The following is a 16,818-nucleotide window of genomic DNA, read 5'->3' on the forward strand; positions in this document are numbered from 1 at the left end:
TTAGTCTTCTTGTGAGAAGATTAATGCGCTGTATGGTGGAATTTCAAGCGACGCGAACTGATGCAGATTATCAAAATCTCCCTGCATCGTATCAATATCAAAAACGCCAAGATTTGAGAATTCCTGATCGTAATAGGTATTGTCGCTATTGAAACGAAGTTTCCATTGGCCCTCTCTTGGGAAACCAACTTTGTAGTCGTGGAAGGTTTCAGTCGAGAAATTCAATACAACGACCACACTGTCTTTTGGGCCGCCATTTTTGTATCTGTGCATCACAATTATTTTTTTGTCATTATCTGCACGTATAATTTGCACGTCCTGGCCTTGTAAGCCTTCGGTTACTCCATACCAGTTTCTGCGAAGATGAATCAAATCACGATGCAGATTTGTGTATCCTGAGAATATTTCCTGTCTTGACCAGTCAAGCGGATCAGTATCTGAAAACCATTTATCTTCTAAAAGTGGTTGTCCCTGGAAGATCATAGGGATACCGGGAGACGTCATTACGAGGGCAACACCCAAAGCAGCCCTTTTTTTAGAATACCAGTTATTGACATCTCCATCGGCGATTTCTTCTGCTACTCTCGCCTGGCCATTTGAAACCTCATCGTGAGATTCTGTATAGATGATCCGCTGGAAAGAATCTGAATTATACCGGCTCGTGATCGCATCCACAACACTTGGAATATTCCGATCCTGATCGTTGGCAGTAATGATGGCGTCTCGCACAGAATGAACAAATTCTGCATCCCATTGAGAACCATAACCCATACCATCGTTTTCGACGGAATTTGTTACCATGTCCAGAGAATGCATATCCTCTGCGATGGTGATGTGATTTGGGAAATTTTCGCTGATGTCTTTGTTAATCCACTGCATCAGGGAGATTCCTTCTTCAAGATCATTGCCAGGATTTCCGTCGGCCTTAACATTTCTGATATAAACAACCATGTCCATACGAAGACCGTCGATGCGGTAATCGCGCAACCACATCATCGCGTTATCGTGTATATATTGTCTAACCTCACCACGTCCAAAATCAGGTCTGGTTCCTCCCCATGGCGTTTCAGCCTTCCAGTCGTTGTAGAAATAAATTCCTCCACCTTCATTTTCAGACCAACCGTCAAATCTCCACAGATCAAGATCAGACGGGCCAAAGTGATTGTAAACAACATCCAAAATAACGGCAATACCGTGTTCGTGTGCAGCTTTTACAAACGCTTTCAAACCGTCAGGCCCGCCGTAGTCAGATTCAATCGCAAATGGATTGGATGGATTATAGCCCCATGAACGGTCGCCGGGAAATTCTGTACAAGGCATAATCTCTATAGCATTAATTCCCAGGCTTTTAAGATAATCCAGTTTTTCGATGGCAGTGTAAAACGTGCCTATCTGATTTTCCTCTTTTACATGGAAAGTTCCTACGTGCAATTCATAGATGACCAGCTCATTCCAGCTTGGCATTACATAATCGACATCTTGCCAATCGTACCTAGCGTGGTTGTAAACTACGCTGTTGCCCACTGAATTTGTTACTTTTAAGGCATAAGGGTCATTACGTTGAAAGTCGCCATTAGGTGTTTTTAAGGAAAACTTGTATTCATCGCCCTCCTTTGAGTTTTCGACCAGGAGACCCCAGTTTCCATTTTCTTCTTTGTGCATTGGGTGGGCTTCCGCATCCCAGTCATTAAATGTTCCGACAATGGAAACACTGTCTGCATTTGGTGCCCATACTCTGTAATGAACTCCTTCCGGGTGGCAGATTGCACCCATCCCTTCAAAATTTTCTATGATGTCGGTATTGTCTGTATTTAGGTTTTCCATGTAGGGATTTGACTTTTTAAATTTAAGATCTGAGTGGCAAAATCCGTGCCACGTATATATCCGGAATTCTTGCCGCGTATATATGTATTTATTATGCCTGGAAAAACTGAATTTTGAATCAATATTTTTTAATTTGCGATTAAAACACACACTACTATGTTGGAATCACCGGAAAGTGAAAAGCTTTGCACACTGGCTTTGGTCAACACACCTGGCATCGGCGCAGTCAGTATACGGCAGTTGATCAGTTACTGCGGAAGTGCTGAAAAAGTATTTAAAGCAGATTACAAAACCCTGATCAAAATTCCGGGTATTGGCGACAAGGTTGCACGGCTTATACTTAAGAAAGACGGCATTGCGGAGGCAGAAAAGGAATGGAACGAATGTGTTAAAAGCGGTGCAGATCTTCATTTTTTCTCTGATAAAACTTATCCCAGTCGGTTGAAATCTCTTTACGATGCACCGGTGATGCTCTATTCAAAAGGTAATTTTGACTATAATCATCATCGTACGGTTGGTATCGTCGGGACCAGGCAAATAACAGACTATGGCAAAAGTGTAACTGAGAGTATCATTAAAGATCTTGTACCTTTTAATCCTGTCGTTGTTAGTGGTCTGGCATACGGAGTAGACATTACAGCGCATAGAGCCTGCCTTAAACATGAATTGGCAACCATTGGCGTTATGGCAAGCGGACTGAACGTAATTTATCCGGCTACACATCAGAAAACTGCCCGTGAGATGCTGGAAAATGGTGGTTTAGTGACGGAAAACGCTTTAAATACCAAACCGGACTTTATGCGTTTTCCGGCGAGGAACAGGATCATTGCAGGATTAAGTGATATCACAATCGTGGTGGAATCTGCGAAAAAGGGTGGAAGTTTGATTACAGTGGAATTTGCGCAAAATTATCACCGGGAGGTATTTGCAGTACCAGGAAATCTGAACAATCCCCAGTCGGAGGGATGTAACCAGTTGATTCGTGAAAACAAAGCTGCAATTTTCACTTCTGTAAATGAAATGGCGGAGGCGATAGGCTGGAATTCGAAGAACAAAGAAAAGGATTTGCGTGTTACAAGTTTGAAAGATGCTGAAAATACGAACCTGGTGTTTGAGGGATTTACACAAGATGAAGGGCAAATTTTATCTCTCCTAAAACAGCAGGGAACTATGCAACTGGATGAATTATCGTGGCAAAGTAGTATGCATCTGAACAAACTGGCAACGTTATTATTAAACCTTGAATTTCAGGGAATTGTTAAATCCTTTCCGGGGAAGAAATACGGATTAATTTGAATGATGATAAAAAGTACGATACAATTAATTAAACAGGGTGAGGGGTTAACCGTTGAATTTAAAAGGACAATTGACAGTCCGTATAAAATTGCCAAGACAATAACATCGTTTGCCAACACTTCGGGAGGAGTTTTACTTGTCGGGGTTGGAGATAATCGTGAATTATTCGGGATAACTTCCGAGCTTAGTGAGCTGGAAAAATTGGAAAAAGCCTGTACGGAATTAATTGACAAAATGGTTCCTGTCAGATTTAAATCCGAAAAGCTCGACAACAGAACACTTTTAAGAATAGAGATCGATGAAAGCCAGGAACGTCCGCATTATGCAATTAATGAGAAGGGTCAGCGCATGATTTATATCAGGGTAAAAGACAAAAGTGTCCCAACATTAAGGCTTTTTATTGAAGGACAAAGCGACTTTGATACCCGAACATTGCTGGATTCGAGGCACGTGAGGACTTTGGTTCAGTATTTAAAGGAATATGATTCTGTTACTGCCAAAGTGTTTTCAAGAATAATAAACATCTCCGAAAAAAGGGCAGAACGCCTACTGAACGATCTTGCGGAGAAACAGGTATTATTGCGATTGAAAAAGGGGAAACCGGAATTGTTCAGTCTAAAATGGGTTGAATAAAGGATATAAATTAAAAAAGGCTTTGAATCGGAAATTCAAAGCCTTTTTTAATACTGTCAATAATTTACTCAATACCCACAAGTTCCAGTTCAAAGATCAGATCCTGACCGGCCAATGGATGGTTTGCATCAAGAAGTACATGTGTTTCTGTAACTTCCTTAACGATAACCGGTATAACCTGACCATTACCATCCTGGTGCATATTTAACGTAATACCAACTTCAAGTGGAATATCAGCAGGAATCTGGCTGCGTTCAAAATTAACGATCATATCTTCATTCAAAGGTCCGTATGCTTCTTCATTTGGAATATGAATTGTTTTTTTATCTCCAACTGCCATACCGGTAACGCCGTCATCGAACCCCTTGATTACTTGTCCGCTCCCCAATAGAAAAGACAATGGTTCACGTCCTGCCGAAGAATCAAACAGTTGGCCATCCGGAAGGGTGCCTGTGTAGTGTACCTGGACAGTATCACCTGCTTGTGCTTGTTTCATTTTGTTAAATATAATGTTTAAAAAATAGATTAAAAGTGATGCTTGTGTATACTCGAAGATCTTTCTTATCAATAAGCTCTTGCAAACACAACGCGTCTCGATGAGGGGTTGCCTGAATAAATACAAACACCTTCTTCCTCTTCGGAATTTAAAGGAACGCAGCGGATAGTTGCTTTAGTTTCTTCTTTAATTTTTTCTTCTGTTTCGGAAGTTCCATCCCAGTGCGCCAGAATGAAACCACCTTTGGTATCTAAAACCTTATTAAACTCTTCGAAAGTATCTACCTTGAAAGTATTTTCTTCGCGGAAAGCAAGGGCCTTATTATAAATTGATTCCTGAATATTATCAAGTAGAGCGCTGATGTGTTCAGTGATTCCGTCCAGTGAAACTGTTTCTTTTGTTTTGGTATCACGGCGTGCGATTTCCACTGTATTATTTTCCAGATCACGAGCACCCATAGCTAAACGAACAGGAACACCTTTTAATTCATATTCAGCGAACTTGTAGCCAGGTTTGTAAGCATCGTTGTTATCAAACTTAACACTGATACCTTTTTTCCTCAGTTCCTTTGTTATCTCGCTCACCTTCTCAGAAATCTGGGCAAGTTGTTCTTCATTTTTATAAATCGGAACTATCACGACCTGAATAGGAGCAAGTTTCGGTGGCAGGACCAATCCGCTGTCATCAGAATGTGCCATAATCAGCGCACCCATCAAACGCGTGCTTACGCCCCATGAAGTACCCCAAACGTATTCGAGTTTTCCTTCCTTATCCTGGAATTTGACATCGAAAGCATTTGCGAAATTTTGTCCGAGAAAGTGGGATGTTCCGGCCTGAAGAGCTTTTCCGTCCTGCATTAGTGCCTCAATGCAATAAGTATCCACTGCACCTGCGAAACGTTCATTGGCTGTTTTTACCCCTTTCACTACCGGAAGTGCCATCCATTCTTCTGCGAATTGAGCATAAATTTCAAGCATTTGTTTCGTTTCAGCAACCGCTTCGGCCGATGTTGAATGCGCAGTATGTCCTTCCTGCCAAAGAAATTCTGTGGTTCTTAGAAATAATCTGGTACGCATTTCCCAACGCACCACATTTGCCCATTGATTTATTAACAGGGGCAGGTCACGATACGACTGAATCCAATTTTTGTATGTACTCCAGATCACCGTTTCCGACGTCGGGCGTACAATTAATTCCTCTTCCAGTTTGGCTTCGGGGTCAACGATCACTCCACCGCCATTCGGGTCGTTTTTTAATCTATAATGTGTTACAACAGCACATTCTTTGGCAAATCCTTCTACGTGAGAAGCCTCTTTGCTTAGATATGATTTTGGGATGAATAAGGGAAAATAGGCATTCTGATGGCCTGTTTCCTTGAACATATCATCCAATGCGCGCTGCATTTTTTCCCAGATAGAATAGCCGTAAGGTTTGATTACCATACAACCTCTCACAGCGGAAGTTTCAGCCAAATCGGCCCTTTTTACAAGTTCATTGTACCATTCAGAGTAATTTTCACTGCGTGTTGGTAAGGCTTTACTCATTCTTCGTAAATATTATGTAATGGAAAGCAGTATGACGGTTTGTCAACTCGCTTTTTTAATCAAGTTGCAAAGATAGTTTTTTATGTTAACTTTGGAATTAATGTCATAATAATGATGTTTTATTAGAGTCTGGTACAAAATTTTATGTATATTAGAGACAACATTATAAACTACAAAGAGCCATGGGGAGCATGAATAACTTAAAATATCTCTCAGTGATGTTACTGTTTGGGGTTGGTGCCTGTACCAACAACCAATATGCATCTCAGGGTGGATATGATGACCTTTACGGAGGGAATCCAAATTCGGGAGAAATAAGACGTGATACACGTGCGAGAAGCGGGCGTTCACAGGAAGAGTTGTCTCGTTCAACCAACCCGGATTATCAGGGGTCAGACGAAGAGCAGCTAGAAGGTAGTGCGGATTATTATGATGATTCGTATCTTTCAGCCAGAGGCGTGCAGCGAAACCTGAATGATAATGTCGGCTACAACGCTGGTTTTACAGATGGTTTTAATCAGGCAACGCGCTTGTCCGGGGCCTATGGATTTAATCCATATTCCAATTTTAACCCGTATTTTGGCGGAAGCGGTCTAAGTCTTGGCTTAGGTTTTGGTTTCGGCAATATGTTTAGAATGAGACCGTCGATTGCGATGGGCTATGGTATGGGAATGGGTTACGGCATGGGAGGAATGGGTTATGGTATGGGTGGCTTCGGTTACTCGCCTTACTCAATGTATGGTTATAGCCCTTTTGGTTATGATCCATTCTACGGTGGTTTTGGTTCAGGACTTTATGGATACGATGCATTTGGGTATGGTTACGGAGGTTATGGTTATGGATACAATCCATGGGCTTACAGCGCGCCGGTTATCATTGTGAATAATACGGATCGTAGAGGTTATGCGAGAACATACGGTAATCGTGTATCTGGTAATGGTGTTAGGTCTTCTGATCGTTACAATTCTAATTTTGTGAATACGCCTCGTTCATCCAATGCAGTTGGTCGCAGCAGCTCCAGGAACTCAGGAGAATACATCGCTCCAAGATCTAATGCGCGTACTTATTCAAACACGGGACGCGGAATTTCTGATGCAACCGGAAATTCGAATGCGAGAACTTATTCAAGAGACAATAGTTCGAATAATGCCAATACTTATTATTCTCGTCCGCGTCAGTCGTCCGGAAGTAATTATTCCGATAACAGCGTGAACACCTACACGCCGCGTTCATCAAGAACGAACAGCAACAATTCGTATAGTGCACCTTCGAGAAGCCAGTCTAATTATTCTGCTCCTTCAAGAAGTACACAAACGTATCAGGCGCCAACCAGAAGTTATAATGACGCGCCGTCAAGAAGTAACAATACGTACAGCGCGCCGGCAAGAACTTACAGTGCACCAAGTTATAGTGCACCAAGTGGTGGTGGAGGTGGTGGACGTTCGTCGTCTTCAAGAGGTCCACGCTGATAATCTGGAATGATTTTTCTTGTTTGAAAATATAATTAGGCCCTGCAAAATGTCATATTTTTGCAGGGCCTTCGTTTAGTAACCAGTATATAAAATAAAAATTACTCTCGCCATGACAAAACCCAAAATTTGGATCGGATTATTTTGTAGTCTAACGGTTTCCGTTCCAACCTTTGCACAATATGCGTCCGATGCTTTCAGATATTCAGAAATTAATCAAACAGGAAGTGCCCGTTTCCAGGGGATTGGAGGTAACCATGCATCCCTGGGTGGCGATCCCAGCTCTATCAGCGGAAATCCGGCGGGACTTGGTTTTTACACGCGATCCGAAGTGAGTTTGAGTCCGTCGCTCACTAATTTTGGTACAAAGTCTTCTTACATCGACAATTCTACTTCTGACAGCAAATCGAACTTTAATATTGCTCAGGCATCCTTGGTTATTACCAGCCAACCCAGTTTTCAGAGAAAATGGAAAAGATCATCGCTTGGGATTTCTTATTCCCGTCAGCAATCTTTTCAGAATAGGTTCAGTTATTCAGGATTAAATAATCGAAGTGCGTATGTAGATAAGGTTATTGACAATGCGAATAACGCCAGTCTTGCTCAATCTACTCTTAATCAGGACTATTTACCCGGGACATCTACCGAGCTACCTTTGGCATATTCTGAGGCAGCCGCTTATTTTGGCATGCAATACATATATCCAACCACGAATGCAGGTCCTCCTTATGCAAGAGATGACAGACAGAGGTCGTCAAATCAATCAGGTGTATTCGATTCAAAAGGGGGCCAGACGCAATGGACTGTGGCTTATGCCGGCAATTATGATGATAAGTTGTATATCGGTGGCTCCGTAGGTTTCACGAGAATCAAGTATGATTATTCACATTCTTTCACGGATACTTATGTTAATCCTACTGTCTTTAGAAACGCAACCCAGTATGATGAATTGTCAGTTTTGGGTAACGGAATTAATGCAACGTTAGGTGTAATTTACAAAGTGTCTCCGATTTTACAATTTGGAGGATCCCTTACTACTCCTACTTTTACCAGAATAAAAAGAGAAACTTTTAATCAAAGCCTATACGCGGAATACATTAGAGGATCAATAGTGGATGATAATGGAAATGATATAGGGCCGATTGAAGACTCGATACCGGTAGCAACAAATGAATTTAGATATTCGATAGTGAGTCCTTTTCGTGGATCTTTGGGGGTTACGCTATTCTTGTCTAATAAAGGTTTTATTACAGGCTCACTTGAATACGTAGGCTATGGGAATATGGGTGTCAGAACGAATTTCTACAATACCAGCGCCGACAACAACGCGTTCCGGGATGATTACAAGGCCGAAATTAAGGATACTTACAAAGGTGCTGTGAATGCACGTTTAGGCGGTGAATATCGCGCTGGGATCTGGCGAGGAAGGTTGGGGCTGGCTTACCTCTCAGATCCATACAAGTTTGAGTCGGATGATATTAAGAGAGATAGACTTCTTTTTTCCGCAGGAGCTGGCGTTCGCAACAGTCGTTTCTTCGCAGATATTTCAGGAACGTACAGTGCTTTTAAAACCAGTTATACTCCTTATGTTTTGAATAACCCCCAGGATTATGCGTCGGCAAGGATTAATAACAATACAGTCAATGTAGTGTTATCAATCGGAACATTTTTCTAAGAAGACACCATACCAAAAAAGCAGAGCTCAAATCGGGCTCTGCTTTTTTTTATAATAATGGCTGAACGATCTGTGTCAACTGTGCCACATCGCTGTCTCCCGATAGCGTATAATCCGCCCGGGAATAAAAGGGGAGCCGTTGCTGATATTTTTGTTCAAGTTCTTTTTCAAGAGAAGCTGCGCCCGACAATAGTGGCCGGTCATCTTTTCCGTGATGCTGGATACGTCTGGCAAGTTTACTGGGGTGAACATCCAGGAAGATACTAATCCCGCTTTTTTTGATAAAATCCATGTTGTCAAAAAAACACGGAGCACCGCCGCCAGTCGCTACAACCACACGGCGATTTTCAATTGTGTTTTTTAAAATACGACTCTCAACCTCGCGAAAATAGGATTCACCCTTTTGACTAAAAATTTCCTGAATTGTCATATTCTGATCTTTCTCGATCAGTTTATCCATATCGACAAAACGATAATTCAAGAGCCGCGCCAGTTTTTTTCCCAAGGTAGACTTACCCGACGAGGGCAGCCCGATAAGAAATATGTTTTTCATCAATTAAATACTCTTGGCGTAATATTATTTCGCTACATCTTCTAAAACCTCCTCCGGCGTCGGGGTGTCATTGTAATGCCATTTTCCCTTCACCGTTCCTTCATTCAAAAGCCACAGACCGGGATTTGAACGGGAAATTGTTTTTAAAACCGTTGCATCGACATAATAGTAAGGGAGCGACAGCTGGTGCCGAGCCAGGAATTCTGTTATTTCAGCACTGCTGGCCGAAGTGAGGACAATCGGCTCAACTCCTTGTTTTTTTACCGCATTAACAAGTTTTTGAATGTCAGGAAAAGCGGCTGTGTTAATATCAGTGAGGTTTTTAATAATCAGGAAAAGTTTTTTGCCCTTAAAAGACTGTTCGGTAAAGTCACCCTCGTCATTCCAGACTCTGAAATCGGTGATTGTTGGTTTTGCGTCTTCATTCATGACAATCATATCTTTGAAAACCATCGTGGTGTCCGTTGGATATTGCTCAAACTCCAACTCTTTACCGCCTTTGGTAAAAATATATTTGTATCTCAAAGGCTCAGAAGGCTTCATTTGGGCCGGGATATTTGCCCCGACACGGTAGGCCAGAAGATCAAATATTGGCAAATGTCTTAGTGAGTAGACAGCAATTCCCAAAGATACCAGTGTTGAAAGAGCAACGATAAAACCGGTTGGCTGCGACTTGAATATTTTTCGTTTATAAATGATAAATACGATCAGAATCAGAAGAAAAATATCCTTTCCAAAGGAAGTCCACGGCGTGAGTTTTATTGCAGCACCAAAACATCCGCAATCAGTAACTTTATTGAAGTATGCAGAGTAAAACGTCAGGAACGTGAAGAATACGATGATCAATAATAAAAGCCAGGAAACTGTTTTTGGTTTATATCCAACGAGCAGTGCAATCCCCAACACAACTTCTGCTGCGCAAAGAAATACGGAAAAGTAAAGTGCAAATGGTATGAGGGCTTCGAAAAAGTGTTGGAAAGCAGAAAAATCTGTTGCAAAAACTTCAAAATATTCTTCGAGTTTATATTGAGTCCCGACGGGATCATTTAGTTTTATTAATCCTGAAAAGATAAATAACAGACCTACAATACCTCTGGAAATGTGCGCAAGAATTTTCATTTAGACAATTTTGTTAGGCAATTGTATTATTAATTTGTTTGAAGGCCGTTTGATTTGATGAGGCAGAAAACCGAATAATTTATAATATCCTGGTACCCCGATCTGACACCTTCGGAAACAAGCGTAAATCCTTCATTATCTTCAATTTGTTTGATTCGAAGTAATTTCATCAGAATAATATCAGTCATCGAACTGACACGCATATCTCTCCAGGCCTCTCCATAGTCATGATTTTTATCGAATAGCAGCTGTCGCACAATGCCAACCTGATTGTTGTAGAGCTGTGTAAGTGCATCGGCGTTAATATCATTTTTGTCGGATCCAAGTTCAATCTGGATCAGGGCCATAACGCAGTAATTAATAATTCCGACAAATTCTCCGGAGATATCATCGTTTACTTTCTGAACACCTTTTTCCTGGATCGTCCGGATTCGCTGTGCTTTGATAAAAATTTGATCTGTTATAGAAGGAATGCGCAAAATACGCCATGAAGTTCCGTAATCTTTGTTTTTTTTTGTAAAAAGATCTTGGCAATACTGAATGATTTCCTGATATTCCGCTTCGGTCGATTTCACGCGTACTTATTATTTTTGGCTTAATTAAATCTTAAAAAGGTATAGCAGGCATATTGGATGGCAGCTCTGAAATCAAAGGAAAGTCCTGGTCGAAAGTATTTGAGCGATAATTTGACCGTCTGTCATTAATTAAGAAAAACACGCTTTTCATTCCAATATCATTGCTATTATATGGCGCAAGTTAGTAAAAAAACGATCAAAATTCAGGGAAGACTACTGGATCTTTCTGTACCAAAGGTGATGGGGATTTTGAATATTACACCAGATTCGTTCTATTCGGGTAGCCGGATGAAGTCGATGGAGGAGGTGACGGATAGTGCCGGGCAAATGCTGGAAGATGGCGCATTGATGCTTGACATCGGCGGTTACTCCACAAGACCGGGAGCGCGCGTAGTGGGGATTGAGGAGGAGCTTGACCGTGTTGTTCCGGTGATAGCGCAGTTAAATAAGTATTTCCCGGAACTTATAATTTCCGTTGATACCTTTCGTTCAAAAGTGGCATACCAGTCTGTATTAAACGGCGCGGATATTATAAATGATGTAGCCGGTGGAAATCTGGACGACGAAATGTACAAGACTGTTGCCGAACTTGGTGTTCCCTATATATTAATGCACATGCGCGGCACTCCGGAAACAATGAGCAAACTCACTGATTATGATGCTCTGATACCAAACGTACTGCGTGAGTTGCAGGGTAAACTGATTCGTTTACGGGATATGGGCGTTGCAGACGTCATTGTTGATCCTGGTTTCGGTTTTGCCAAAACCATTTCTCAGAATTTTTCTTTGATGAAAGATCTGTCAGAATTTCATAGGCTGGGTTGTCCGTTACTGGTAGGAATATCCCGAAAAGGTTTGATTTATAATACTTTGAAAATCACTGCAGCAGAAGCTTTGAACGGAACCACGATTTTGAATACGATTTCTTTACAGCATGGAGCGTCAATTTTACGCGTTCATGATGTAAAACCTGCGGTTGAAGCTGTAAAACTGTGGAAGGCGACTGGTGGTATGAAAGAAAAAATTGTAATTTAGTCTCGAAATAATATTGATTTTATTATGCGTGTTGGTTTTTTGAATGTTAACTGGACTGATATTCTGGATGTATTTCTGGTGTCAATACTTCTTTATCAGATTTATTTTCTTGTTCGGGGCAGTATAGCAAGCAGGGTATTTTTAGGATATTTATTTGTCTATGTATTTTACCTTGTTGTTAAAGGACTTGGATTGGGGCTGCTTACAGCGATTCTTCAATATTTCATGGGTGTTGGAGCAGTGGCACTCATCGTAATATTTCAACAGGAGATTCGCCGTTTCCTTCTCATCATTGGAAAATCTACCATATACACGAATAATGAGTTTCTAAAAAAGATCCTGGGAAATACGGTGCTTGATCTTAAAAACAAAAATCTTAGGGAAATAATCGATGCCAGCAAAACCATCGCGTCAAATTTTAATGGTGCTTTGATTGTTGTTAATAAACGTGATGATCTTGGGAAATTCATTGAAACAGGAGAATTACTGGACGCAAGGGTTTCCAAACCGCTAATAGTTTCTCTTTTCAACCAATATAGTGAACTGCATGACGGCGCTGTCGTTATCGTTGACGGACGTTTAAAAGCTGCGCGTTGCGTGTTGCCCGTCGCTGATGGCGTAGATGTTCCATCCTCACTTGGGTTTCGTCACCGTGCTGCTATGGGAATGAGTGAAGCGACTGACGCTGTGGTGATTGTGATTTCTGAACAAACAGGTAAAATTTCAATTGCAGTGGAAGGTGAATTGCTAAGTAATATACCGGTGGCAGAATTGGAAACACGCGTTGCTGAGTATTTATCGTCGGATGTTCAGCGACTGGTTAAATAGGAATCAAGCTTTTCCTAAATTTATTTCTTACTTAAGTTGCGTTTTTAATATCGTATGCCTATTTTTGCAGACCGATTCTAAGAATTGAAAAATATCATCATTATACAATGGCAAATCATAAATCAGCATTAAAAAGAATTCGTGCCAACGAAACGAAACGCTTGCGTAATCGTTACCAACACAAAACTACTCGTTCTTACGTAAAAAAACTACGTGAAACGACTGACAAAACTGTTGCAATAGAAGTACTCAAAACTGTTTCTTCTATGTTGGACCGTTTGGCTAAGAAAAACATTATCCACAAGAAAAAAGCGTCTAACCAAAAATCGAAATTGGCTAAATTAGTTAATTCGTTGGCGGTAGCAGCATAAGCAGCTTTTTACTAAGATATTTGCCCCGGTAGTTTACTATCGGGGTTTTCTGTTTTATCAGGATAGGTGAATATTGAAATGAATAAAAGTATTTCAGGATAAAGTTGACCTAAAAGATGAAAGGTTAACTGAGATCGAAAAACGGGGCACACCAGCGAGTAAATTTTGTGTATTAAATCTTTTATACTATATATTGCAATCTGTTAAAAGAAACCTTGTGAAACCTGAAAACAGGCTCACAAGGTTTCTTTTAATAATAATCAGTTTAATGTTTATTAAAAACTCAATTATCTAAAACTTTCTTTTTCTATGAAAAAAGTCGCATTATTTGCCGGTTTGGTAGCTATAGGAGCGGTTCCTGCGGTTGCTCAATCGCCTATTAATTTTAACGCGAGAGGCCTGGTGGTTGTTTCTGATGCTGATATGTCAGCCTCTGCGGTAGTTGATGGGAAGCTATTAAGAGACAACACAGCAAAAGATCTGTTAACATCAATCAAATTTCCGATCGAGAGAAGTAAGTCGGTGGGGACAGCGTTGGTTTCGAACTCAGCGCTGGGATCGGGAAAAACAATGGCAGTTCCGGCAACGGGCGGGCTTGCCTACGTATTGGAAAGTCGGTTACGTCCGGATGACGGCGTTGCAGAATACAAAGATGCGGCGTTGGAATTTCCGGCAGGAGAAAAACTTTTTGTCGTAGATATTACAAATTTGGCGGCACCCAAAGCGAAGTTCGGTTTTCCGGTTGGGAGATATCCCACAGCAATCGACATTAACAAAAACGAACTGATCATTTCAACGCGCCAGCCAGGAAAAGACTTGGTTTTTATTGAATCTGCGCCGGATGGAAAGCCTGCAAGATTTCTAAATTTGCCTTCTGGTATTGATTCGACAAATAAAATTGTTGATGTGACATGGCACCCATCTGGTGACTTTATTGCCTTTACGCTAGGAACAACCCACGAGGTAGGGCTGTATAAAGTGATTCGTGAAGCTGGCAAATTGAAAAACGTCGAGCTTGTGGGTAAGCCTGTCGTCGTTGGAACCGAGCCCGGTTTTGGGAAATTTTCGCCTGATGGCAAACATTACTTTGTTGTAGATTCCAAAGGTGCGGCTGGTAAAGCTACGGGCGAAGGTGAATTGTTTGTGGTTGACTTCTCGATGGACGGAGCAGTGGAACACAAAATTGCCAGCAAAACTGCCATTGGCGTGAATACGGGTTCTTTTGCAATCAGCCCTGATGGTACTTCTCTGGTCACTGTAAATGCTGCTAAGAGTGGTAGCCCTTGGTCAGAAGCGGGTGCAGCGACGGGTGCTTCATTGAGCCTTTATAAACTGGCTGCTGATGGCGCATTAACAAAAGTTTCAGACTACCCATTTGAAGGCATCTACCCTCAGAGTGTAGCTTTTGACAAGGACGGATCAAACCTCGCTGTTTCTGTTTACGAATATCTTGACTATGGAAATGGGACAGGCGGTGTTGAGTTCTGGACCGTCACGAAAGGCGATGCACCAGTGTTGAAAAAACAAGGTGCCAAGGTAAGTGTGGGAAAAGGAGCGCATACGTTACGCGTTATCCCTTGATCTGATACCAAATAAATTAAGGAAGAGGCCGGTGTTCCATCGGCCTCTTTTGTTTGGGAAGTTTATAGAAACTCAGGATATCCTAGTTTTCTATCATAGATTATCCCTCTAATTTTCGTAATTTTGCACTTTCATTCATAAAATCAATTTTAAGATGATTACGGTTCAGAACGTATCCTTGCGGTACGGCAAAAGGGTGTTGTTTGATGAAGTAAATATAAAGTTTGTACCTGGAAACTGTTACGGGATTATAGGAGCGAATGGCGCAGGTAAATCAACATTTTTGAAAATTCTTTCAGGCGAAATCGAAGCTCAGACAGGTTTGGTAAGCATGAATCCCGGAGAACGGATGACTTTCCTGAAACAGGATCAGTTTGAGTTCGACGCATATACAGCCATGGATACAGTGATTTTGGGACACGAACGTCTTTATAAAATCATGAAGGAGCGTGAGGCCATCTATGAAAAAGAAGATTTTACAGATGCTGACGGTGAAAAAGCCGCAGACCTTGAAGCCGAATTTGCTGATTTAAATGGCTGGGAAGCTGAAACAGAAGCTGCGCAATTATTAAGCGGTTTAGGGATTGGTGAGGAAACGCATGGTACCCTCATGGGTGATTTGAATACGAATATTAAAGTTCGTGTTCTGTTGGCACAGGCACTGTTTGGAAATCCGGATGTGCTGCTTCTGGATGAACCTACCAACAACCTTGACGTAGAGATGGTGTTGTGGCTGGAAAACTTCCTTGCCGACTTCAAAAATACGGTGATTGTTGTTTCTCACGACAGACACTTCCTGGATGAAGTTTGTACGCATATTGTCGATATTGATTTCAGTAAGGTTCAAATGTTCTCGGGTAACTATTCATTCTGGTATGAATCCAGCCAATTGGCGATGAAACAACGTCAGGATCAGAATAAAAAATCCGATGACAAACGTAAAGAACTTGAAGAATTTATTCGTCGTTTTAGCGCAAATGCATCTAAATCCAAACAGGCGACTTCTCGTCAGAAATTGTTGGAAAAGATAACGATTGAAGATATTAAGCCATCATCACGTAAATATCCTTACATCGCTTTTAAGTCAGAACGTGAAGTTGGAGATCAGATTTTATCTATTGACGGGCTTTCTAAAAAGACTGAGGATGGAGTGACATTGTTTAACAACATGAGTTTCAGCGTTAACAAAGGAGATAAAATTGCCTTTGTGAGTCGCAATACTTTGGCTATCAGTGCATTTTTTGACATTTTAAATGGTGAACAAAAAGCGGACAAAGGAACTTTCAACTGGGGCGTTACAATTACCAAGTCGTATTTCACAAAGGATCCAACATCCTTTTTTGATGTCGACTTAAATTTGGTGGATTGGCTTCGTCAATATTCGGAGGAAAAAGATGAAAGTTTTATTCGCGGTTTCTTAGGCCGTATGCTTTTCTCCGGAGAAGAATCGCTTAAAAAAGCAAAAGTGCTCTCAGGAGGAGAAAAAGTTCGGTGTATGTTGTCTCGAACGATGCTCTCAGGCTCCAATGCGCTGATCATGGATGACCCGACTAACCACCTTGACCTTGAATCAATCACAGCATTGAACAACGGTTTGATTGATTTCTCTGGTTGTCTATTGTTCTATTCTCATGATCACCAGTTCGTACATACGATCGCGAATCGTATCATCGAAATTGGACCAAAAGGAATTTTGGATAAGCTGATGTCTTATGATGATTTCCTTAAAGACGAGACTGTTAAAGCACAGCGGAACGCTTTGTACTAGTATATTGATAAAACATAAAAACAGCGGCCATCAAATTTTTGATGGCCGCTG

At 41.3% G+C, this 16,818-nt stretch carries 15 protein-coding genes; 9 read left to right on the top strand and 6 right to left on the bottom strand.

Annotated features, from left to right (window positions below; all coding sequences use genetic code 11):
- On the bottom strand, positions 1-1,824 hold the full coding sequence (locus AC1XUO_RS07150) for an alpha-amylase family glycosyl hydrolase (RefSeq protein ID WP_483329085.1): 1,824 nt from the start codon (positions 1,822-1,824) through the stop codon (positions 1-3).
- Between the two features lie 156 nt (positions 1,825-1,980).
- Between AC1XUO_RS07150 and dprA the strand changes: the two genes are divergently transcribed.
- Both dprA and AC1XUO_RS07160 read left to right on the top strand, forming a co-directional pair.
- A complete protein-coding gene (gene dprA, locus AC1XUO_RS07155; RefSeq protein WP_483329086.1) occupies positions 1,981-3,120 on the top strand; it encodes a DNA-processing protein DprA in 1,140 nt (379 codons plus the stop codon).
- A complete protein-coding gene (locus AC1XUO_RS07160) occupies positions 3,121-3,753 on the top strand; it encodes an AlbA family DNA-binding domain-containing protein (protein ID WP_483329087.1) in 633 nt (210 codons plus the stop codon). It abuts the gene before it with no gap.
- Positions 3,754-3,817: 64 nt separating this feature from the next.
- Here AC1XUO_RS07160 and AC1XUO_RS07165 read toward each other — a convergent pair whose 3' ends face one another.
- Positions 3,818-4,249: an FKBP-type peptidyl-prolyl cis-trans isomerase gene (locus AC1XUO_RS07165; protein ID WP_235150345.1), complete on the bottom strand. Its 432-nt coding sequence runs from the start codon at positions 4,247-4,249 to the stop codon at positions 3,818-3,820.
- A 68-nt stretch (positions 4,250-4,317) separates the two neighbouring features.
- Positions 4,318-5,793, bottom strand: coding sequence for a proline--tRNA ligase (proS, locus tag AC1XUO_RS07170; protein WP_483329088.1), 1,476 nt, complete (start codon positions 5,791-5,793; stop codon positions 4,318-4,320).
- Between the two features lie 191 nt (positions 5,794-5,984).
- On the opposite strand from proS, the gene AC1XUO_RS07175 reads away from it, so the two are divergent.
- Both AC1XUO_RS07175 and AC1XUO_RS07180 read left to right on the top strand, forming a co-directional pair.
- A complete protein-coding gene (locus AC1XUO_RS07175) occupies positions 5,985-7,262 on the top strand; it encodes a hypothetical protein (protein ID WP_483329089.1) in 1,278 nt (425 codons plus the stop codon).
- 112 nt (positions 7,263-7,374) lie between these two features.
- A complete protein-coding gene (locus AC1XUO_RS07180; RefSeq protein ID WP_483329090.1) occupies positions 7,375-8,937 on the top strand; it encodes a hypothetical protein in 1,563 nt (520 codons plus the stop codon).
- A 49-nt stretch (positions 8,938-8,986) separates the two neighbouring features.
- On the opposite strand, the gene AC1XUO_RS07185 is transcribed toward AC1XUO_RS07180, so the two are convergent.
- Genes AC1XUO_RS07185 through AC1XUO_RS07195 form a run of 3 tightly spaced genes read right to left on the bottom strand, consistent with a single transcriptional unit; the run spans position 8,987 to position 11,184 of the window.
- On the bottom strand, positions 8,987-9,490 hold the full coding sequence (locus AC1XUO_RS07185; RefSeq protein WP_483329091.1) for a shikimate kinase: 504 nt from the start codon (positions 9,488-9,490) through the stop codon (positions 8,987-8,989).
- Between the two features lie 24 nt (positions 9,491-9,514).
- Positions 9,515-10,609, bottom strand: a complete 1,095-nt coding sequence (locus tag AC1XUO_RS07190; RefSeq protein ID WP_483329092.1) for a BT_3928 family protein — start codon at positions 10,607-10,609, stop codon at positions 9,515-9,517.
- A gap of 29 nt (positions 10,610-10,638) precedes the next feature.
- A complete protein-coding gene (locus AC1XUO_RS07195) occupies positions 10,639-11,184 on the bottom strand; it encodes a DUF1599 domain-containing protein (RefSeq protein ID WP_483329093.1) in 546 nt (181 codons plus the stop codon).
- A 171-nt stretch (positions 11,185-11,355) separates the two neighbouring features.
- Between AC1XUO_RS07195 and folP the strand changes: the two genes are divergently transcribed.
- The 5 genes from folP to AC1XUO_RS07220 all read left to right on the top strand — a co-directional run bounded on the left by folP (position 11,356) and on the right by AC1XUO_RS07220 (position 16,767).
- Positions 11,356-12,219, top strand: coding sequence for a dihydropteroate synthase (gene folP / locus AC1XUO_RS07200; protein WP_483329094.1), 864 nt, complete (start codon positions 11,356-11,358; stop codon positions 12,217-12,219).
- 24 nt (positions 12,220-12,243) lie between these two features.
- Positions 12,244-13,047, top strand: a complete 804-nt coding sequence (cdaA, locus tag AC1XUO_RS07205) for a diadenylate cyclase CdaA (protein WP_483329095.1) — start codon at positions 12,244-12,246, stop codon at positions 13,045-13,047.
- A 107-nt stretch (positions 13,048-13,154) separates the two neighbouring features.
- Entirely contained in the window at positions 13,155-13,418 is a 264-nt protein-coding gene (rpsT, locus tag AC1XUO_RS07210; RefSeq protein WP_483329096.1) for a 30S ribosomal protein S20, read from the top strand.
- 309 nt (positions 13,419-13,727) lie between these two features.
- A complete protein-coding gene (locus AC1XUO_RS07215; protein ID WP_483329097.1) occupies positions 13,728-14,999 on the top strand; it encodes a lactonase family protein in 1,272 nt (423 codons plus the stop codon).
- Between the two features lie 154 nt (positions 15,000-15,153).
- Positions 15,154-16,767, top strand: a complete 1,614-nt coding sequence (locus AC1XUO_RS07220) for an ABC-F family ATP-binding cassette domain-containing protein (RefSeq protein ID WP_483329098.1) — start codon at positions 15,154-15,156, stop codon at positions 16,765-16,767.
- Positions 16,768-16,818: the final 51 nt, after the last annotated feature.

This window comes from Dyadobacter sp. HNCC25DJ186, from assembly GCF_056895235.1.